17 protein-coding genes are annotated in these 21,788 nt (G+C 43.0%); 5 read left to right on the top strand and 12 right to left on the bottom strand.

Going from position 1 to position 21,788, the window contains the following annotated elements:
• Positions 1 to 79: 79 nt before the first annotated feature.
• The 5 genes from scpA to AQPE_RS13375 form a co-directional block, all read right to left on the bottom strand.
• Positions 80 to 2,233 carry a methylmalonyl-CoA mutase gene (gene scpA, locus AQPE_RS13395; RefSeq protein WP_318347008.1) on the bottom strand — a complete coding sequence of 718 codons (2,154 nt, stop codon included), beginning with the start codon at positions 2,231 to 2,233 and terminating at the stop codon, positions 80 to 82.
• Between the two features lie 51 nt (positions 2,234 to 2,284).
• Complete coding sequence (locus AQPE_RS13390) at positions 2,285 to 2,641, bottom strand: four helix bundle protein (protein WP_318347007.1); 357 nt, start codon at positions 2,639 to 2,641, stop codon at positions 2,285 to 2,287.
• A gap of 32 nt (positions 2,642 to 2,673) precedes the next feature.
• Positions 2,674 to 4,545, bottom strand: a complete 1,872-nt coding sequence (mutA, locus tag AQPE_RS13385) for a methylmalonyl-CoA mutase small subunit (RefSeq protein WP_318347006.1) — start codon at positions 4,543 to 4,545, stop codon at positions 2,674 to 2,676.
• 259 nt (positions 4,546 to 4,804) lie between these two features.
• Positions 4,805 to 5,098: a hypothetical protein gene (locus AQPE_RS13380; RefSeq protein ID WP_318347005.1), complete on the bottom strand. Its 294-nt coding sequence runs from the start codon at positions 5,096 to 5,098 to the stop codon at positions 4,805 to 4,807.
• A gap of 168 nt (positions 5,099 to 5,266) precedes the next feature.
• The gene (locus tag AQPE_RS13375; protein WP_318347004.1) at positions 5,267 to 6,520 is read right to left on the bottom strand and encodes a dipeptidase; all 1,254 of its coding nucleotides are present in this window, start codon (positions 6,518 to 6,520) and stop codon (positions 5,267 to 5,269) included.
• A 230-nt stretch (positions 6,521 to 6,750) separates the two neighbouring features.
• Here AQPE_RS13375 and AQPE_RS13370 point away from each other — a divergent pair, with 230 nt between their 5' ends.
• The 3 genes from AQPE_RS13370 (at position 6,751) to AQPE_RS13360 (ending at position 10,001) form a co-directional block, all read left to right on the top strand.
• Positions 6,751 to 7,926: an ATP-binding protein gene (locus AQPE_RS13370; protein WP_318347003.1), complete on the top strand. Its 1,176-nt coding sequence runs from the start codon at positions 6,751 to 6,753 to the stop codon at positions 7,924 to 7,926.
• 106 nt (positions 7,927 to 8,032) lie between these two features.
• Positions 8,033 to 8,749 (top strand): hypothetical protein, encoded by a 717-nt coding sequence (locus tag AQPE_RS13365; RefSeq protein ID WP_318347002.1) that lies wholly within the window; start codon positions 8,033 to 8,035, stop codon positions 8,747 to 8,749.
• Positions 8,750 to 8,756: 7 nt separating this feature from the next.
• Positions 8,757 to 10,001 carry a sensor histidine kinase gene (locus tag AQPE_RS13360; protein WP_318347001.1) on the top strand — a complete coding sequence of 415 codons (1,245 nt, stop codon included), beginning with the start codon at positions 8,757 to 8,759 and terminating at the stop codon, positions 9,999 to 10,001.
• A gap of 37 nt (positions 10,002 to 10,038) precedes the next feature.
• Here the strand turns inward: AQPE_RS13360 and AQPE_RS13355 are convergent, their stop codons facing one another.
• Complete coding sequence (locus tag AQPE_RS13355) at positions 10,039 to 10,677, bottom strand: endonuclease III domain-containing protein (RefSeq protein ID WP_318347000.1); 639 nt, start codon at positions 10,675 to 10,677, stop codon at positions 10,039 to 10,041.
• Positions 10,678 to 10,965: 288 nt separating this feature from the next.
• Here AQPE_RS13355 and AQPE_RS13350 point away from each other — a divergent pair, with 288 nt between their 5' ends.
• The gene (locus tag AQPE_RS13350; RefSeq protein ID WP_318346999.1) at positions 10,966 to 11,655 is read left to right on the top strand and encodes a LytR/AlgR family response regulator transcription factor; all 690 of its coding nucleotides are present in this window, start codon (positions 10,966 to 10,968) and stop codon (positions 11,653 to 11,655) included.
• A gap of 95 nt (positions 11,656 to 11,750) precedes the next feature.
• Here AQPE_RS13350 and AQPE_RS13345 read toward each other — a convergent pair whose 3' ends face one another.
• From AQPE_RS13345 to AQPE_RS13320, 6 genes are all read right to left on the bottom strand, one after another.
• The gene (locus tag AQPE_RS13345; RefSeq protein ID WP_318346998.1) at positions 11,751 to 12,491 is read right to left on the bottom strand and encodes a GW dipeptide domain-containing protein; all 741 of its coding nucleotides are present in this window, start codon (positions 12,489 to 12,491) and stop codon (positions 11,751 to 11,753) included.
• Positions 12,492 to 12,676: 185 nt separating this feature from the next.
• Complete coding sequence (locus AQPE_RS13340) at positions 12,677 to 13,237, bottom strand: YdeI/OmpD-associated family protein (RefSeq protein WP_318346997.1); 561 nt, start codon at positions 13,235 to 13,237, stop codon at positions 12,677 to 12,679.
• A gap of 13 nt (positions 13,238 to 13,250) precedes the next feature.
• On the bottom strand, positions 13,251 to 14,813 hold the full coding sequence (locus AQPE_RS13335) for a serine hydrolase (RefSeq protein WP_318346996.1): 1,563 nt from the start codon (positions 14,811 to 14,813) through the stop codon (positions 13,251 to 13,253).
• 137 nt (positions 14,814 to 14,950) lie between these two features.
• Positions 14,951 to 15,202, bottom strand: a complete 252-nt coding sequence (locus AQPE_RS13330) for a hypothetical protein (RefSeq protein WP_318346995.1) — start codon at positions 15,200 to 15,202, stop codon at positions 14,951 to 14,953.
• 231 nt (positions 15,203 to 15,433) lie between these two features.
• The gene (locus tag AQPE_RS13325; protein WP_318346994.1) at positions 15,434 to 18,817 is read right to left on the bottom strand and encodes a DUF1080 domain-containing protein; all 3,384 of its coding nucleotides are present in this window, start codon (positions 18,815 to 18,817) and stop codon (positions 15,434 to 15,436) included.
• A gap of 144 nt (positions 18,818 to 18,961) precedes the next feature.
• Positions 18,962 to 20,230 carry a Gfo/Idh/MocA family oxidoreductase gene (locus AQPE_RS13320; protein WP_318346993.1) on the bottom strand — a complete coding sequence of 423 codons (1,269 nt, stop codon included), beginning with the start codon at positions 20,228 to 20,230 and terminating at the stop codon, positions 18,962 to 18,964.
• Positions 20,231 to 20,568: 338 nt separating this feature from the next.
• Between AQPE_RS13320 and AQPE_RS13315 the strand changes: the two genes are divergently transcribed.
• Positions 20,569 to 21,777, top strand: coding sequence for an L-lactate MFS transporter (locus AQPE_RS13315; RefSeq protein ID WP_318346992.1), 1,209 nt, complete (start codon positions 20,569 to 20,571; stop codon positions 21,775 to 21,777).
• Positions 21,778 to 21,788 lie beyond the last annotated feature (11 nt).

Raw genomic sequence — 21,788 nt, 5'->3', positions numbered from 1 at the left:
ACAAAAAAGCCGCCTCCCTTTTCAGGAAAGCGGCTTTTGTATTTTTCTCCTCCCCCTCGGGGAGGTTGGGAGGGGCTTCCTATTCTTCGTGTGCGGCCAGTAACACTTCCAGAATTTTCTTTCCGGCAGCGGCAACGTTGGTGCCAGGTCCGAAAATGGCGACTACACCGGCATCATAAAGATATTGATAATCCTGCGCAGGAATTACACCACCGGCAATCACCATGATGTCTTCGCGACCCAGTTTTTTCAATTCAGCTATAACCGATGGCACCAAAGTTTTGTGTCCGGCAGCCAATGACGAAACGCCCAATACATGCACGTCGTTTTCAACGGCTTGTTTGGCGGCTTCTTCCGGAGTCTGGAACAACGGTCCCATGTCCACGTCGAAACCCAAGTCGGCATAACCGGTTGCAACAACTTTTGCACCGCGGTCGTGTCCGTCCTGACCCATTTTGGCAATCATGATACGTGGCTGACGGCCTTCCAATTTGGCAAACTTGGTAGCCAGATCCTGCGCTTCCTTGAAGGTAGAATCGTTTTTGCTTTCTGCTGAATACACGCCTGAAATAGTTCTGATTACTGCTTTATAACGTCCAACATGTTTTTCGCATGCATAAGAAATTTCGCCCAGCGAAGCACGTTTCTGTGCTGCTACAACTGCCAGTTCCAACAGGTTACCTTCGCCGGTTTCCACGCATTTGCTGAGAACCTCCAAAGCTGCCTGACATTCGGCTTCGTTGCGTTCGGCACGCAATTTATTCAAACGTTCGATCTGCGACAAACGAACGGCAGTATTGTCAATTTCCAGAATATCAATCGGGTCTTCTTTTTCCAAACGATATTTGTTTACCCCGATAATTCCCTGGGTACCGCTGTCGATGCGACCCTGTGTGCGGGCAGCAGCTTCTTCGATGCGCATTTTTGGAACACCGGTTTCAACAGCTTTTGACATACCACCCAAAGCTTCCACTTCTTCGATCAAAGCCCAGGCTTTTTCGTAAAGCTCTTTGGTCAACGATTCAACGTAGTACGAACCTGCCCATGGGTCAACCGCACGGCAGATTTCGGTTTCCTGCTGAATGTATAACTGTGTGTTACGGGCAATACGGGCAGAGAAGTCGGTTGGCAGTGCGATTGCTTCGTCAAGAGCATTGGTATGCAACGATTGGGTGTGACCCAGCGCAGCAGCCATTGCTTCAATTGCCGTACGGCCTACGTTGTTGAACGGATCCTGTTCTGTCAACGACCATCCTGAAGTTTGTGAGTGAGTACGCAGAGCCATCGATTTTGGATTCTTTGGATTGAACTGTTTCACCAGTTTCGCCCAAATCATACGTGCGGCACGCATCTTGGCGATTTCCATGAAGTGATTCATTCCAATTGCCCAGAAGAACGACAAACGTGGTGCAAATGCGTCGATGTCGATACCTGCTTTCACACCGGTGCGGAGGTATTCCAAACCGTCGGCAAGGGTATAAGCCATTTCGATGTCGGCAGTAGCGCCCGCTTCCTGCATGTGATATCCGGAGATAGAAATCGAGTTGAATTTTGGCATTTTCTGCGAAGTGAACTCGAAAATGTCAGCAATAATTTTCATCGAGAATTCAGGTGGGTAGATGTACGTATTACGCACCATAAATTCTTTCAGGATATCGTTTTGGATCGTTCCGGCAAGCTGATCTAAAGTTGCACCTTGTTCCAATGCGGTTACGATGTAGAAGGCCAGTACCGGAAGTACCGCGCCGTTCATGGTCATCGAAACCGACATTTTATCCAATGGAATCTGGTCGAACAGGATTTTCATATCCAGGATCGAGTCGATAGCCACACCTGCTTTTCCAACATCACCAACCACGCGAGGGTGATCGGAGTCGTATCCGCGGTGAGTCGCTAAGTCGAACGCAACCGACAAACCTTTCTGACCGGCAGCCAGGTTACGGCGATAGAATGCGTTTGATTCTTCAGCTGTTGAGAACCCGGCGTACTGACGCACGGTCCAGGGTTGCATGGCGTACATCACCGAGTACGGGCCACGCAGGTAAGGAGCCACACCGGCAGCATAGTTCAGGTGTTCCATGCCTTCGAGGTCCTCTTTGGTGTAAACCGGTTTCACCGGAATCTGTTCCGGAGTGATCCAGTTTTTCTCAATCTTATTGGCAGCATTCCACTCAGCAGTATTTGGCTGGGCAGCTGCCGTTTTGATGTTTATGTCTTTAAAATTTGGCTTCATGTTTTGAATTTTATGTATCAAGATTCAAGTATCAAGTATCAAGAAAATGCATCAAGAGATTTTCAATTGTTGCCTGAAGCGGTAAACCATTCGTTGTATTTCCTGAATTTTCTTCAGAATTTCATTGAGTTCCACTTCAGAAATATAATTGAGATCAAAACACAAATAAAGCTGGGTTTCTACTTCGAATGCTGATCCATTGGCAATTGCCAGAAAGTGAGCAAACTCTTTTTCAGATTCCCGACCCGCACCTTCTGCAATGTTTGAAGGTATTGAAACTACAGCGCGACACAACTGAGAGGTAATCCCAAATTGTTCTTTTGCAGGGAATTTTGTTGTCAAAGCGTAAACATCTTTAACAATCTCTCTGCTCTTTTGCCATATTTTCAGTTCCTTGTAATTATGCATTCTGGCTTTTGTCTTGATACTTGTGTCCGTATTTAAATTCCCAATGTTGACTGGTACGCTTTCAGTTCTGTAAGCAAATTGCTTTTTACATTGATGAAGTTGGTAATTCCTTTAGCTTTCAGTTCCTCAGAACATGCAGGAGCACCGGCAACCACGAAGATGGCTTTTCCGGCAATCGCTTCGAATGCGGCAGGAGCAAGTTCAGCATATTCGTCATCGGAGCTACAAATAACCACGATTTGAGCGCCAGCTTCCTGAGCAGCTTTCCACCCTTCTTCAACAGTTTTGAAACCATTATTGTCGAGTACATCGAAACCAGCCACAGCAAAGAAGTTGCATGCGAACTGAGCGCGTGCCTTACGCATAGCCAGATTACCAATTGGCATCATGAAAGCCAGCGGACGTTTGTTGGTCTTGGCATAAGCATCGGTTTTGTAACGAAGCGCTTCGAAAGCCTGAGCACCACGGTATGGTTTCAGTGTTTCGATTTCAGCTTCTTCCGAAGTCAAATCAGCCGGAGCAAAAACAGATGCATCAACATTACCTTCTATTTTTTCAGTGAAATTTGGGAACTGATTCACACCCAGCAGGTTTTCGCGACGGGTTGCGATGTTCATATCGCGTTTGCCAGCCATCTTTTTAATTTCAGACTGAATAAATCCTTCGCGTAACGCAGCCAGGAATCCACCTTTTTCCTGAACTTCGAGGAACAGTTTCCAGGCCTGATCAGCGATGGAAGCAGTCAGTTCTTCGATGTAATAGGAGCCGGCTGCAGGGTCGGCAATTTTCGAGAAGTGTGATTCTTCTTTCAGCAACAATTGTTGGTTGCGTGCAATACGATCAGAAAACTCGTTGCTTTCTTCGTAAGCGGCGTTGAAAGGAAGAACGGTGATTGAATCGGCACCACCCAACGAAGCGCTCATGGCTTCGGTTTGTGTGCGAAGCATATTCACGTAGGCATCGTAAACGGTTTTGTTCCAGCTTCCGGTTTCAGCATGAATGGTCATTTTACATGAACATTCGCATTTTGGGCCGTAAGCTTTTACGATTTGTGCCCACAACAAACGGGCAGCACGCAGTTTGGCTATTTCGAGGAAATAGTTGGCGCTAACCGACACGTTGAATTTCATCTTTTTAGCCACAGCATCAACGTCCAAACCTTTTTCAGTCAAAACAGTCAGGTATTCAGCACCCAGAGCCAGTGAGTAAGCCAATTCCTGAACGATTGATGATCCGGCGTTTCCGAAGTTTTTGCCATTCACGGCCAAAGTTTTGAACTTAGTCAGTTCAGAGGTTAAGTTGATCAATTTGATCGCATTTTCAATCACGTGTTCTGCGCCATTGCGAAGAACTCCGGTCAATGCATATTTTCCAAATGGGTCGTATTCAACAGAAGCACGAATTGCTTTTGGATCCCATCCGCCTTGCTTCACGAATGCAGTGAAAGCTTCAGAAGCCTTGCGCGAGCAGCAGCCCACAAAATTCACTTCAATAGCGTCCAACGCAATGTCTTTCAGCAAAACCGACAGATCGGCAACCGACAATTCTGTCGATGCTTTAAATACGAAAGCCAACGAATCAACCCCTCTCATCAAATAATTCAGGGCTTTTTTGTTGGCTTCGGCGAGGTCGGTAACTACAATGCTCTGTCGAACTAACCATTCGTTGTTGTTCTTTTTGGTTCCGCGAACAAATGGGAACTCTCCGGGAAGACTATTCAGGTAATCCAACTCTACCAGGTTTTCGGCCCGGTAAAACGGCTGAACATCAATTCCTTCATTTGTTTTCCATACCAACTTGCGGTTGAAGTCGGCTCCTTTCAGGTCAGCAGTAACTTTGTCCATCCACTGCTGGGTGCTGACTGGCGGAAATTCTGAAAATAAGTTGTTATATTTTTCTGCCATAATATAATGTAACTGTTTAGAAAATCGGTGCAAAATTAGTGCTTTTATCCAACGACTCACGATATTCTGATAAGTTTTTAATCATTAAGTAACATTAACCAGACGCAAGATATTCAATTAGTTAGATACGTAAATGCTTATCTAATTTCCATAATGTACAAAAGAGTGATTTCTGTCATGAAAACACACCTATTGTCGCAGGTTCACATTCTGAAAGATTTCAGGATGATGAGCACTTAAACTTATAAAGCCGGGAGAATTATTTTGAAACAGGTAAGCTAAACGAGAAAGAGATTGAAATTGGATTGGTCACCTGAGTTGAAGTATCCAGAAGTTTGTAGTTTACAATGTAAGTTCCTTCGGGCAACTTGCCAATCAGAATGGTATCGTTTTTCATTACACATGGCCATTTCATCATGCTGTTGAATTGCTTTAGGATGTCAATCGTTTTATTGTTCCGAGTTACTCCTGAAAGGACATTGTAAGTGCAATCGTCAAATACCACGAGCTTAATTTCGTCATTGGCTGTTGGTTTATCCGGAATGATTTTCATGTTATGTGCCTAAAGATCAACTAATTGCACCTCGATTACCTGATCGGAACAGGCAAGCACAAGAAAGAAGAAGAGACCATATAAAGCAATGTGTTTCATGGTTCCCGGGATAATACAATAACAGACTGGTCAGCAGCCCAAAAGGTTGCTTCAATATTTCAACTTCTGTTATAACGAAGCTAAATGAGGATTGGTTTTAATCTTTTCAGCAGTTTTTTCAACTTCCCTGAAAACGCGCAACAAGTTACCTCCCCATATTTTCCTGATTTCGGTTTCGGTGTAACCTCTTCGAAGTAATTCTTTGGTAATGTTTGGAAACTGACTCACATCGCCGCAATCCATCAATCCGCCGCCGCCATCAAAGTCACTGCCAATTCCTACATAATCAACGCCTACCAGATTTTTAACATGATCAATATGATCGCACAAATCTTTTACACTAGGCATATCTTTTTGTTTCCAGGCTTTCAGCTCGTCCCACTCCTTAAACATGGCATCTTTTTGGGCTTCGGTCATTTTATCCAGATCGTTTGCATAAATTTTCCTGATCTGTTTGATGCGCTTGTAATTCACGGTGGTTGTATCCGGATTTTTCACATATTCGTCGAGCAGGCAAATCTGGATAACTCCGCCTTTGGCAGCCAGCTTTTTAATCATTTCGTCGGTCATATTCCGATTGTGTTGAGCAATTGCCCGAACCGAACTGTGCGATGCGATGATTGGAGCCTTACTCAGTTCAATGGCATCGAAAAACGATTTGTCGGAAGCATGCGAAACATCAACCATCATTCCCAATCGGTTCATTTCGGCAATTACCTGTTTCCCAAAATCGCTCACGCCGTTGTGTTCAGCCGGCTTTCCGTCGCTCGACGAATCGCAAATGTCGTTGTGAAACGAATGGCAAAGTGTGATGTAACGAACACCTCTTTTATAAAATTCTTCAACACGCGAGATGTCTTTAGCTAAAGGAAATCCATTTTCCATCCCTATGTAAATGGCGCGTTTTCCGGTTTTCTCAATTTTAGCCAGGTCTTCAGCTTTCAAAGCGAGTGTCGCCAAATCGCTGTCTTTCTTCAACATGGCATGAATGGAGTCGAGCATCTGATTGGCAAGCGCATATGTTTTCTGATAATTTTCTTCGGTACGTGGTTTCTGCGAAGTGAAAACCGCAAAGAACATCGCATCAAGGCCGCCCTTTTTCATTCGGGGCAAATCAACCCTGCTGTGTGGAGCTTTATTTTCGTCACGAACCGAGAACCCTGGTTTGATCATCAACATTGGCGTATCGCAATGTGTATCAACGGTCAGGCATTTTTCGTGAATGCGATTTGCTTTTTTTTCGAACTTATCTGAATCTGGTACTGTAGTGAAACTCATTAAAATTCCTGAAGTAAGGAAAAGGGTTAATGCTTTTTTGATCATTGTGTCGGTTGATTTACGTTTCAAGCTACCAAATGTAAATAAAAAGACGGAATTCCGATCGCACAGTAAGGTAAACATTACCAACATTAAGAAATGATAAACACAAGATTGGCAGAATTATTATTCCTGCATATTTGCAATTCGATTGCAAATATGCAGGAATAAATACTACATTCCCCTGCATATTTGCAATTTTTATCTACATTTGTACTAAAATCATGCATTTTATCATGGAAATTCAAAGGCTCATTTCTCCGGCAATAATAAGATACCTCGAAAACTTTCCTTGCGTAGCCCTATTAGGGCCGAGACAGGTCGGAAAAACTACCACTGTTAAAATGCTACAGAGCCAGATAACAAAAAACTCAATTTATCTGGATTTGGAATCCGATGAAGATGCTCAAAAGTTAACTTTTGCCGAACAGTATTTTAACGAAAGACAAGACAAATTAATCATAATCGACGAGATCCAGAGAAACCCAAAGCTATTTCCACTTCTACGTTCTGTAATCGACAAAAACAGAATTAATGGACGCTTTATTCTCTTAGGTTCGGCTTCTCCTCAATTATTGGCACACAGCTCCGAAACTCTTGCTGGTAGAATTGCCTATCTTGAAATTCACCCTTTTGTTTATCCTGAAATAAGCAATCATTTTGTATTCGATTTATTGTGGTTAAAAGGCGGATTTCCTGAAATTTTCTTGAAAAACGATCTGGAAGTAAGTTTCGAAATGAAAATCCAGTTCATTCAAACCTATCTTGAACGGGAATTACCGATCTTAGGACTATCGGCATCCCCTATTCTACTAAAAAATTTACTCAGAATGATAGCTCACTCGCAAGCTCAAATTCTGAATTATTCTGAATTCGCAAAAGCACTTGGCATAGAAGTCAATACAGTTAAGCGCTATATCGACTATTTCGAAAACGCCTTCTTAATTAGAAGGTTGCAGCCCTATTTCACCAATTCAAAAAAGAGGATCGTAAAATCGCCGAAAATCTTTATTCGAGACACTGGCATATTACACGCTTTGTTCAATATTGAGAATAAAGAAGATCTTGATGGTTTTATTGGCAAGGGAAACTCGTGGGAAAGTTTCGTAATACAACAAATTATAGCCATTCTTAAGTCTGGAATATCTCCCTATTTTTACCGTACACAGGACGGAACAGAACTCGATCTAGTATTAACTAAAGGAATCCAACCCATACTGGGCATAGAAATAAAACTATCGAATGCCCCAACCATTACCAAAGGAACAACAATAGCTTCTCAAGATTTGGGCAATATTCCGATATTTGTAGTTACCCACTCTGTTTCTGAAGAATATAACAGCAAAGACAATATCAAAATAACCAATTTCGAAAATATCTTCGCTATCCTAAAAGCCTATAATCTCGCATAATCGATGTTTTCGCTTCCCCATCGAAAAAACAGGGGCATTCATCGAAAAAAATTCACGATCGGTTTTATTCAATTTATCTTCGGTTCAGAATTAAAAACTCAAAGCCATGAATTACAGAAAACTACTGATCATCTTTGGAATCTTCCTGTTTATTTCTGGATGCTCCGATTTCGCAATGATCTGCTCGCTGAACCCATTCTATCTCGAAAAAAACGTTGCACTTGCTCCTGAAATTGAAGGAAACTGGTCGGCTCACCCAATTCAATCCAAACCGGATTCAAACAATAAAAATAGCGGGAAATGGGAAAAAGCCGATACCACTTTAATCTGGCGGATCAACCGATTCATTTCAGAAGAAAAAATGAAGACCAAAAGCGGAAAGGATTCCACCACCTTCAAACCACAAAACTTCTATGTAGCCAAACTTTCAGGTAATAATCCCGACTCGGCGCAATACGAATTCCGAATGGTTCTTTTCCGGATCAACGGCATTTTGTATGGAGATTTTAGTCCGCGCGAAATACCGGATATAAAAAGCAGCCTGATGGCTAAGGAAAACTATTTTGCAGTTCATACGCTGGCCCGGATTCAGTTTCAGAATAAACAGCTTTTCGTTTCGTGGCTCGGAGCCGATTACATGAAAGATATGATTGAAAAGAAGCGCGTTAGAATTAAATACCGCTATGTGCCAGATGCCGGCCGATTACTGCTCACTGCCTCGTCAGAAGATTTGACCGATATGATTGAGCGCTATGCTGACCAAAAACGATTTATCGACTGGGAAAACCAGCCTGCCATGTTGAAGCTAAACCGAATAAACTAACCACATCATGAAAATAATACAACTCAAAAAACAAATTATACCCGCGTTACATCTAGCATTCTGGTTTGTTTCGTTCAATTTTTGGAGCGCCATTTTAAATCCGGGAGTCGAATCGACGGGTACAATTGATGGAATACAAGTCGGATGGGATTTTATCCTCCTTGCAAATTCCGTATTTCTGCTTTACTGTTCGTTACCTTTTATTTGGCTGATCCGAAAAGCCCGGTTATGGATCAAAATACCAATCAGCATCTTATTCCTGTTCCCGTTGGGATACGTCATTCTGCAATACTTTTATCCCAATGGCAACAAAGACGATGTCGCTGTTTTTATGGAATATTTTGTAAAAAACTTTCTGTATGTGGTTGTTTTCCACCTATCCATCATTGGAGCGGTATATTTTAACCTGAATTTCTTGCTGGTCCGTTATCTCAACAGAAGCAAGTTTACTAAATACGTACTCGGCATCGTTATTTTACTTCCGGTTGCTGCGATCGCAAATTATTCTATCTTCAACTTCGTTATCGACAAGTTGTACCCAAGTCTTTACTACATTTCCTATTTCAAGTTTTGGGAACTGATTTTGATCTTTAAAGTTTACCTCATTGTATCTATACTGGTATTTCTGGTGAAGCAATACGTCGATATGCTGATTGAAAAAAGAGATGCTGCCCGCAACGAACTTTCGGCATTAAAAGCGCAAATCAATCCTCACTTTCTGTTCAACAACCTGAACACGATCTATTCGATGGCATCCCAGAAAGACGAGCGAACCGCCGATGTTGTCCTGAAACTTTCTGATTTTTTGCGGTATGTTTTGTACGATACTTCAAGTGAAACAATACCATTGGAAAAAGAAATTGAGATTATCCGCACCTATATTGAGCTACAGAAAGAACGGATAAATTCTAAAATTACCACAGTTGAGTTCGAAACTGAAGGCAATTTTACCAATGCTCAGATTGCGCCACTTTTGTTGCTTCCACTGGCTGAAAACTGTTTCAAACACGGAATCGGTAAAAATACAAGCACCATCCGCATCAACATCAGCTACGATGGGGCAAAGCTGACTTTTTCTACTGAAAATCAGGTTGCACCCCGCGAAAGAACCGATACTGAAAAGACTGGAGGCCTTGGAATACAAAACGTAGAAAAACGGTTAACCCTGATTTATCCTGACCGCCATTCGCTTGAAATTCAGGAGAAAGATGGAATATTCAGGTTGGAAATGAAGGTGCAGATCAACGCTTAGTGAGCGAGTGACTTGAAGTCACCCGCTCACTAAGCATTTAAAGACCGGAATTTTGAAAGAACTGACAAACGCTGTTTACCAGGCATTCTGTACATTTTGGGTTGGTCGGCCGGCAAAGTTCCCTCCCAAGAAACGAAATCGACATTCCGCCTTCGTTCCAGAACTCCTGCGGAATAACTGCCATGATTTGCTTTTCAATCTTTTCAGGTTTTGCCGCATCCTTTTCATCAGCAATGCCTAGCCGCGGAGCAACACGCAACACATGGAGATCGACAATCACACCTTCAGCCATATCGCCCGATTCGCGAATGATCACGTTGGCCGATTTCCTGCCAAGTCCGGGCAATTTGGTCAGGCCCTCCAAGGTGCGTGGGATATTTTCATCCTCGCCAACTGTTTGTGCAAGCTTAGTCAACCATTTGGCTTTATTGCCCCAATTTCTGACCGAGCCAATGTGCTGTTGAAGATCAGCCTCAGTTGCATGAGAAAGCGAATTCAGGGTTGGATAGGCTGCAAAGATATCCGGAGCCAGTTCATTGATGTGCTTGTCGGAATCCTGGGCAGAGAGGATAACCATAACAACCAACTGATATCGGTTTTGATAATCGAGCGGATGACGGCGTTTCCCGTATTGCTGAAATAAAGGTTGAAGCGCTTGTTCCCAATTTGTTTCCATGACTGAATTGTTTTTGTTGCCTTAAAATTAACCAAATTTAGTGCTTCTTTATGTCTTTCCAATCTCTGCAGGTTGCAAAAAAACGTAACTTGTGTTTCAAATTAAGTGTTGAGTATGAAATCATATTGTTATCGTTTTTCTTTTACTCCTAAATCCCCTAAAGGGGACTTACTTCATTGTCAAGCGTTTCCCATGTTTGAAGCAAAAGCCCCTTCAGGGGTTTGGGGTGAAAAATACAAAATTAAATTAGTTGCAATATTTAGATCAGAACCTGAAAATTGAAACGTTATGAACTTCATCATTATTGAAGACGAACCTGCCGCCCAGTCCATTCTGGAAAGTCACATTTCCAAATGCCCTGACTTAAGGTGTTGCGGCACGTTTGGAGATGCTTTCTCAGCACAAACTTTTCTGAACTCGAATCCCATCGATTTAATTTTTCTGGACATCAATTTGCCTGAAATGTCGGGCGTTAGTTTTTTGCGTTCGTTGGTTCATCCGCCACTGGTCATTTTTACCACTGCTTATTCCCAGTATGCTGTTGACGGATTCGATCTGGAAGCGGTTGATTTTTTGCTGAAACCTTTTTCGTTTGAGCGATTTCACAAGGCAGTAAACAAAGCCCGGGAGAAATTCAATACGCGTTTGGTGCCAGTTATGCCTACAAAACTTAGTATAAAATCAGGAAAACGAATCTATCAGATAGCTATCGATGACATCCGTTTTATTGAAACCTGCGGTGATTACGTCACCCTGTTTTGCTCTGATAAGAAATTGGTCGTTCACGGAACCCTGAAAAGCTGGGAAGAGAAGCTGAAAGGCCTGCCGTTCCTGAAAGTTCACCGCACCACGATTGTTAATCTGCAAAAAATTGATCACCTCGAAGGCAACCTCATTTGCATAGGAGAAAACAAATTGCCGGCTTCCGAACAGTATAAAGAACAGTTACTAGAACGAATGGGAGGAAATGGTGATTAAAGATTCGAACTCCTTCAAAACGAAAAATACCCTGCAAGAATTGATTATTCCTACAGGGTACTTCTTTCTATTGACTAATGACTTTTTCCTAATGCCTATTTCACCAGTTTGGCATCTTCCATGATCAATTCATAGAAATATCCGGCGCCGAAATCTTTGTTCAACGTAATCGTACCTTCAAAGGTAACCACATCGTCCATTTTCATTCCATCGAGCGTGGTAACTGCCAAATCGAAATTACCTGAATCGCCCGATCCATCCTGAATATGAATCCAGTTTTTGCCCATCACCTGTTCGTTAATCTTAACAACCTGACCTTTTATCTTGATTACTTTCCCACTATACTTGTCTTTGTCGGCCCACAGTTGAGCAATCGAAACGCTTCCGGCAGCAGGAGCAATACTAATCCCGGCCTTTTTCTCCAAAGCAATCTTGCCAGTGTGTTTGGCAGCCATATCACCAGTCATTCCGCTCATTCCACCCATTCCGGCAGGCGCAGCAGAAGCAGCAATTGGTTCTTTACTTAATCCTTGTACAAAATAGATGGTTTCGAACGTGCGGTTAAGCTCTTTACTATTGAAATTTTTCATTTCCAAAGCCTGATCGTAATAATAAACTTCGCCGGCAGCAGCTTCCTGACGTGTAACTGCGATCCAGTTTTCAGCACCGTTATCACTGACTTTCAGGTAAGTATAATTTGAAGTCTGAATAACTTCTGCAACTTTTACTTCGTGCATGGCAGGATTGGCAGCATTCTGGGCTGTTGGTACTTTATTTTTCCTAACACAACCTGAAAATCCAATCAAAACGACTAGAATAATAAACAATGATCTCATAACTTATAAATTTTATATTTCTTCGACTTTAATTCATTGGCGAAATCGTTGAACCCAAAAACTTTAGCTTTCAAACAAATTTCGGAACAATTAGTTGTAATTTTAGTTGATTTTTCAATCGATCTACCACGTTTTGACATAAATCAATCCAGAAGCGATCGCCTGATTCATTGTTCAACTCACTCTTAAAACAACCGTTTCCCTTCGGCACAGGCAGCAATCAGCTTGTCGAGTCGCGAAAACTGCGTTGCTTCCTGTTTGGCGCTCATCACCCATAACAACCTGGATTTTCGATACGAAGGCGGTTGTTTCCCGAAGAAATCCCAGGCTGCTTTATTGTTCCTGAAATGAGCTTCCATTTCAGGATTTAATTTTTCAGGCGGATTCTCATAGCTGTAAATGGCCGACCGATCTTCCTTCCGTTTTTCAAAAGCCGCCAAGCCTGCCGGAGTCATTTTGCCCAACCGGATCATTTCTTCCACTTTTTTGATATTCACCGCGCTCCAGTTACTTTTCGGATTACGCGGAGTAAACCGGATGCAGTAGCTGTCGTCGTCAATCGACCTGCGTACACCGTCAATCCAACCAAAACAGAGGGCTTCGTCAACCGATTCCGACCAATTCATGGTTGGTTTCTTTGTGGCAACCTTGTAATAACCAACCAATAACTCGGTTTCTGTCTGATGGTTTTCTTCCAGCCATTTCCTGAAATCAGCAGGAGTTTCGAAAAAGAGTAGCTTTTTCATTATCAATCCAAAATCAATTGGTTAATCTATGGAAATCCAAATCCTGAAAATCGTAACTAAAATCGGTAAGTGGCGAAATTGCTTTCATGCGAAATCCTGCAGGTTTTCCTTCCTGATCGAGGTTAAACAGCACAAAGGCATCCGCTTTCATAATTCGGTTAACCCATTTCACTGCAAATGTATTTCCCTTGTAAAAACTCATTGCCCCGCGCAATTGGGGTGAGCGCGATGATTGAAACCAAAGTTTTCCATTCCGCTCCGAGATCGTTACTTTGCCAAGCCAATTGTCGGCATATTCCCCAACAAATAAATTGGCATCGGGTTGTTTCCCGGCCTCTAAAAGAGCTTTATCAATTTCTGCCTGAATTTTCGCCGAAAGTTCCTCATCTTCCTTTTCCGATTTCGCGTTCAATGTATCGAAGCGAAGCACCCAATCTTCAGGAGCAATGCCCAAATAACTGTCTTTAATCGCATTTGTTACCGCTGTAAATGCAGCTCCCGACTCCTGGTTGGTCAGGACAACGATTCCCAATTTCATTTCAGGCAAAAGAGTGACCTGAGTAACCATTCCCTCCAACCCACCGGTATGAGAAACCTGCTGCGTTCCTTTCACATCCGTTAATCTCCAGCCTAAACCGTAAGCGCTAAAATGGCCGTTGTATTTGTCTTTTTTGAACGGCACAATGGTTTGCGGACTCCACATTTCGTTTTGAGTTGAAACGCTGAACAATTGTTTATCCAGATTTGCACCGTATTTGCCATTATTGAGTTGACAAGTCATCCATTTACTCATGTCGGAGATGCTCGAATAGATTCCAGCGGCAGAGCATTGTCCCGGTTTAATGCTTTCGCGCGGAGTTACACGAAGCTTTTTATCGACCAGCGAATGGCCATCGATGACATTGCTTTTGTCTTTCAGTCGATTGAACGAAGCTGCCGACCGGCTCATTTCCAACGGCTTCATGATCTTTTCTTCCACAAATTGCTCCCAGCTCATTCCTGAAACGCGTGTCACCACTTCTCCGGCGACCATGTAAAGCAGATTGTCGTAGTCGTATTTCGTCCGGAAAGGGGAAGTCTGTTTCAAAAACCGAAGGTTGTAAATAATATCTTTGATGGTGAAGTCGGTCGAATCGGGCCAAATCATCAGGTCGCCAGCGCCAAGTCCCAATCCGCTGCGATGGGTAAGCAAATCTTTAATCGTAAAATCTTCGGTAACATACGAATTATACATCCTGAATTCAGGAATATATTGAATGACTTTATCGTTCCAAGTGATTTTTTTCTCATCGACTAAAATAGCCAAAGTGGCGGCTGCAAAGGCTTTGCTGTTCGATGCAATTCCAAACAAGGTATTCTCGTCCACTTTTTTACCGGTATTGATCGAACTCACCCCATAACCTTTGGAGTGAACCACTTTGCCATCTTTGATCACAGCAACTGCCATTCCGGGAACATGAAAAGTTTTCATCGTCCGCTCCACCAGTTGATCGATTTCCGGAGTAGAAAGAGGCTGCGAAGATCCCGGGAAAGTTTGGAAAATCAGGACTACCAGAATCAGTAATAATTTTTTCATTCGTATAAAATGTTTTTGCTTTGTTGAAAATTATAACGTACTCATGGAATAGCCATTTATACATTTTCGGTTTGTATGAGCATTTGCTCTTATGGCTATTTCATCTATATTTTGAGTAGAAGTTGAACTGAATTTAATTATCGACGCGACTTAAACTGAAACGGACAAATCAACTGGCTAAGTATGATAAGGCCTATTCCTGCAAAAAAGAAAGGCATCAGAGAATTTACCAGCAAATCGGATTTGTCGAGGTTGAAGAATAAATAACCGAGCAAAAAAACAATCATCAACGAACCGGCAGCAAGCAGCACGTTGCTCATTATCACTGATGTTTTGCTGTATTTTTTGCCAGCCACCGAATGCTGTGGTTTAAAATTTCGCTGTGCCATGGATTTTGTTTTTGAATTTCAAGCTAAGATATACCAAAAAAGGAATTTATCCATAAAAAAAACGCCTCCTGCTTTTGCAAACAGAAGGCGCCGGCTTATAAATCTACTTAGTTTGGGTTTCAATTTAAAGTCGGGAGCTGGAAGTCAGGAGACCGAAGACCGAAGCTTTTTCAGGTTTTGTGGTCTCACGTAACTCGCATCCCGTAATATTTGTATTCTAATGACCATTTTCTAAAGTTCTTTAATCCGGATATTCCTGAATTTCAGATCAGAACCATGACCGAGGAATCCGATATAACCTTTGTGGCGGAGCAATCCGGGGTGATTTTTGTGATCAGCCGTGCCGTTCTTGCTGGCTTCTTTCATGTTTCCGTCAACGATTACAGTACCATTCAGGGTAATTTTAATGTCGTCGCCTTTCACAATCACTTCTTCGTAATTCCAATCGCCCACTGGTTTTAAAAATCCCCGTTTGGCCGGAATAATTCCGTAAACCGATCCGTGATATTGGTATGGCTGAAGGTCTTTGTAAATCTCGGCGGTATTATCCAGAATCTGCAATTCTTTGCCTACGTAAGCGGCATCGCCCTCAAGCGGCGCATGAATGCCAAGACCATTGTTGGCACCGGGAGTCAACTGAAATTCCATCCTGAAAATGAAGTCAGAATATTCCTTATCGGTGTATATGTTTCCGTGTCCGCCTTCTTTCGGGCTAACAACGATCATTCCATCTTCAGCAGTGTAATCAATTTTATCGCCCTGCCAATTGTCAAGGTTTTTACCGTTAAACAACAATTTAAATCCTTCGGCTTTTTCCTGATCGCTCAACTGAGCTTCTTCGGTGTTAAGTTCCTTCACAAAAATATTCCGGAAGGCCAGATCTGTTCCGTGAGCTTGTAATTCGATGGCATCTTTCGCGAAAATCGGTATGCTGCGGTCCCAGTAATTTTCCATCACCACATTGTCAACCACCAAAATGCCGTTCAGGTAAACAGTTACGCGCTCGCCAACCATTTTAATCCGGAAGGTATTCCAGTCGCCAATGGCATTGTCGGCCAAAACAAGCGGTTTGCTTGGATTTTTCTGATTGTTGTACAATCCGCCTGAACCAACCTGAGCGCCCACATCAACACGTGCAGTATCCCAAATCTGAACCTGAGGAGCGCCTCGCAGATAAATTCCACTATCGCCGTTCTTGCTGATTCTCCAATCAACAATCATTTCAAAATCGCCATACATTTTTGTGGTGCACAAATTATCGCCTTCACCGTTAAACACAATACAGCCATCTTTAACCGACCAGTTGGTTAACATTTTGGCATCGGCTGCGACTTGTTCTTTGGCCAGTTCTTCAGGTTTCATTTTTGCGCGCAGAACAGGATTCTTCACCAGACCATGCCAGCCACTTAAATCCTTTCCGTTGAAAATGCTCACAAAACCTTTTTCTTTGGGCATTTTTTCGAGGTATTCGCGCAAGTCGATCACATCGTATTGGCTGTCGGGACCAACCATCTTACCCATTACTTTTTTCAAAACGTCGGCAACAAATTCACCGGTAAGTCCATTTTTCTTTCCTGAAGATGGCAATGCAAGCGCTTTTGCCGTTGATGCTGCCACATCACTCAGTTCCGGATCATCCAGATAAGATGAAACGAAAACCAGCGACAGGAACGTTTTCACATTTCGGGTAGCCTGAATAACCGATTCTTTTTCAGGAGTAGTGGTGCATTCGGGCATCAGTTTTTCAATCATCAACAGTTTTTCGTCGGCGGGCAAACTGGATTCAAGGGTAATCCGCAGATACGATTTCAAAGCTTTGCTCCTGAATGATTTCATTTCAGGATTGGTAAAAACTGCAAATAAATATGGTGCAGCTTTAGGGTCAGTCCAGTTTGAAAGCGATGTAAATGCAGCCTCGCGCTCAGCCGGGCTACCTGTTTTCAGCAATCCTGCAACCATTTTCAGTGCTTTCGGATCGTTAAGCGACGACAAAACAGGAATAAACTTTTCGGTTTGTTCTCCTTTCTGGATCTCATCCAGCACCAGTTTCGTATCAGGTTTTGTTGTTCCTGAATAAATAGCAATTAAAGCAGCCTGTATATTTTCTATCGATTTTTTATCAGTTGTTTTCTTTAGTGTTGAGATTAATTCAGCAGCATTATCAACTTTCGAAACATTTGCCAAGGCGGCAAAAACGGCATCTTTGACATCTGCATTTTCTGATTGACAAAGTTTCATCATGGCCCCAAAAGTTTCGGTTGCGCGGCGAGCGCCCAAAACATGAATTAAAACCACTTTACTTTCGTTGCCCGCGCTATTGAGCTGTGCTGAAAGCAATTCTGTTTCTTTAATAGAACAGGTATTTAGCAAGGCTTTTTCAATCTCGGCAAACTCATTGGCGCTTTTAGCTTTCTTCAGTTGTTCGAGCAAAACCGGTACTGCTTTGGTTTTTTGATTGGTAGCCAATGAGCTAATTGCTTCAACCCGGATTGCCTCATTTTCTGATGACAAAGCTGGAAGAATCGCTTTTTGCAAAACTTCAGGTTCCGGACGATTGGCTAAGAAATGAATGATTTCGGCCTGAGTTTCGGCTGGCGCTTTTTTCATCGCGGCAATCCATGATCCAACGGTTTCACTTTTCAATTGATTGGCAGCATTCGTCAGAACGGCATTGCGATAAGCTTTATTTTTATTCTGAATCTCTTTCAGGAACAAGGCATTCGAGCCAAAACCTGGAATAGTCAGCGCCGATGAACGGTAAACCAACTGATTGTCGGTCGTACAGTTTTTCAGTACAGTTTCACCTAACTGGTTGCTGAGTTTTGTTTCACCCTGTTGAGCCAAACGATTGGCATATTGAAGGTAAGCGACCATCGTTTCAGCGTAATCGTATTGGTACTTGGCGGCTTTTGCAGCAGCTTCGAAAGTCGGAAGCGAAGCTTTCCCTCCGATTTCAGCAAGTGACGCATAAACATGTTTCAGCAAAGCAACTTTGACCGTTTTGGTGAGGTCGATCAGGAAACTTTCGGCAGGTTGATACTTTAACTGACCCAACACCTTTACCATCGAAAGTAATTGCTGGTCTTTTTTACCCTGTGCATTTTTCAGGATTACTTTTCCGGCATCGGCGCTACCAATGCTAAACAATACAGCCAAGGCCGGTTCGTACAAATCAGCCGAATTCAGGTAAGTTTCCATTGCAGCAACAGTTTCAGCGCCTCCACAATATTGCAGGCGGCGGATGAAAAAGGCTTTTACTTCCTTGTCAGTTGCTTTTTGCAATGCTTCAAGGATTGAACCTTCCACCAGCCTCCGGTCGGCTTCGCGATTTTGCGCCCCGGCATACTGGGCAAGGCTCTCCAATGCAAAACGAGCCTGAGTGTCGTTGCCCGTTCCAGGAGGAACGATCATGTCGCAAAATTTAGAGATTCCGGGAGCTCCGGTTCCGATGATCTGGAGCATTAATTTCGCCGAATGTTCTCCGTTTTGTGCCGGAAACTGTGCCAAAACATCGGCAACTTTGGTTTCAAGGCGACGATTATCCTGAGCAAACGTTGGAGCCGTCAGGAAAAGAGCCAGAAAAATGGTCAATATATTCTTTGTAATGTTTTTCATTCGATCTGTCTTTTGAGCCCCCTCCAAACCTCCCCCTAAGGGTGAGGCTTCAGAAAAAGCCTGTTATTTATTAATTTCACGTTCTCTAAGAACTTTTGCCTTTTTAGGTCCCCTCCTTTGGAGGGGGTTGGGGGAGGCTATTCCCTATATCCTCCATTCTCCGCGCATTGGTTGATTAATTAACCTGTTCGCTTCATCATCGTTGACAAAGGTCAGCGTTTCCGGATCGAAGTTGAGTGTGCGGCCCAAGCGCAATGCGATGACTCCCAAATTTACAATGGTAGCCGAGCGGAAACCATTTTCTTCGTTCAAGGCAAATTTATGTCGGGTACGAACCGATTCGCTGAAAGTGCTAATCTGAGGTGCAGGCTCCGGAAGCGTGTCTATCAAGGCATTCAAATTCGGAATGTCCGACTTGAAGCCTTTGAATATTTTCCCGTTTGGCCCTTCAATGTAAGCTGCATTCTGGTCTTTGTTTTCACCGTCCAGAATAATCTGGCAACCATCGGCATAAGTATAAGTTATTTTGCGCCAGGTACCAATGGCATCGTAATGCTGTTGAGGGGCATCCACTTCCACTTTTACCGGGCTGGTATTGTCTTTTCCTAAAAAGTACTGAACCGGATCGATGTAATGCTGACCCATATCGCCCAATCCGCCTCCATCGTAATCCCAATATCCGCGGAATGTCTGGTGTATGCGGTGTACATTATATGGTTTTTCGGGAGCTGGCCCCAACCACATGTTGTAATCGAGTACTTCAGGAACAGGCTGTGGTGACAGATTTGTCTTTCCAACCCAGTAGAATTTCCAGTCGAAGCCGGTCACTCCACTGATTGTTACTTTCAAAGGCCAACCTAAAACTCCGCTTTCAACTACTTTTTTCAGCGGTTTCACCGGAGTATTCAATCCGTAGAAATTGTCTTTAAACCTGAACCAGGTATTTAGCCTGAACATTTTACCCGTTGCGTTGATCGCTTCCATTACCCGCTTACCTTCGCCAATGGTCCGGGTCATGGGTTTTTCGCACCAAACGTCTTTCCCTGCCTCGGCTGCCATTACCGACATAATTCCGTGCCAGTGAGGAGGTGTGGCGATGTGTACAATGTCAATATCCGGACGAAGCAATAATTCACGAAAATCGGAATATCCTTTCACTTCAGAACCAACTTTTTGAAGGGTACTGCTTAAATGGTTTTTATCCACATCGCAAATGGCCAATAGTCTGGTGCCTTCGTAAACGATATGCCCCTGTCCCATTCCGCCAACTCCGATAATGGCTTTGGTTAACTGATCACTTGGAGCAAGAAAGCCATTTCCACCCAAGACGCGCCGCGGGATAATTGTAATCGCGGCAGCCGCTACCAACGATTTCTTCAGGAAATCGCGGCGATTGTTTGTTTTTTCTGTCATATCATATGATTTAGTTGAATGCGTTTGACTTGATTAAGTTACAACAAAGAAAGCATTGTACGTATAAAACGAGGGGTAATAAATGGGGTAATGCAATCAAAAAATTACATGTTCTTTAGTATTTGCGAAAACAAAACCACTGCCCAGAACTAAATTCGATAGAATAATTTAGATTGCCGGATGAAGCAATAAACTAGATTTAAAGCAGAAATAGACTTTTACCACCGAATGATTATTAATCGAGCTATTTTAATTTCAAATTTAACTTTTCTGCATCGCCAATTAGTAAATCCAAATTATTATCCATTATTTTAAGAACCCAAAAACCTCTCAAAAAAATGAACAAAACAACTAACAACCGCGGGTGGATCATCACCTTTGCCGCCTTGGGCATAAACCTGATCATGGGAACGCTGTACTCGTGGGGAGTCATTAAAAAAGCCCTTGTAAGCGACTGGCACTGGACCAACACCGACGCTGCGCTTCCTTTCACCGTTTCAGCAGCCGTCTTTGCATTTACTATGATTTTTGCCGGAAGGGCACAGGATAAATTCGGCCCCAAACTAGTCACCATCTTTGGCGGGATTATGCTGGGAGGCGGACTCATTCTTTCAGGCTTTGCCACCAGCTTAATGACAATGGTTTTTACTTTTGGAGTAATTGGCTCCATAGGAATCGGCCTCGGATATTCGGCGGCGACACCTTGCGCCATGAAATGGTTCGACTCATCGAAGAAAGGTTTAATTGCCGGAATTGTGGTTTCGGGAGTGGGACTTTCTCCCGTTTATATGACACCCATTACCTCCACACTTCTAAAAGCTTACGGAATAAGCAACACATTCATTATTCTTGGTGTTTTTGCCATTGCAGTTGTCTCTGTTTTATCCATGTTTTTGGCTGATCCTACGGAAGATCAGGCACCAAAAGCTTCAGCCAAACAAGCAGCATCGACGCAAAAAGGGAATGATTATACCTGGAGCGAAGTGGCTAAAACTCCCCAGTTTTATTTGTTATGGGTGATGTATTTGCTTGCTGCAACTGCCGGATTGATGTTGATTGCACACTTACCAAGCATAGCCGTTGCACAGGCCGACTGGAAAACTGCCGGATTTATGCTGGTAGTCATTCTTTCTATTTTTAATGCGATTGGACGTTTGGGAGCAGGAGCTTTGTCAGATAAAGTTGGGCGTACCCGCGCTATGATGATTGTATTCATGATTCAGGCAGTAAATATGTTCCTGTTCGCTTTCTACACTTCAATTCCGATGCTGGTTGTTGGTTCTGCCATTGCCGGAATTTCATACGGAGCAGTATTTTCTTTGTTTCCAACTACCACTGCCGAATATTTCGGGATGAAAAATCTGGGTGTAAATTATGGAATGATTTTTACCGGATGGGGTATTGCAGGAGTTGTTGGCCCAATGTTGGGTGGAATGGTAGCTGACAAAACCGGTTCGTATAGCAATGGATACCTTGTTGCAGGCGTATTCCTTATTCTGGCTACTATTTTGGTAAGTTTACTCAAAGCCCCAAAAACCAGAACTTAATAATGAAAATG

This window comes from Aquipluma nitroreducens, from assembly GCF_009689585.1.
GTDB classification, from domain to species: domain Bacteria; phylum Bacteroidota; class Bacteroidia; order Bacteroidales; family Prolixibacteraceae; genus Aquipluma; species Aquipluma nitroreducens.
This window is presented reverse-complemented; position numbering and strand designations above follow the sequence as displayed.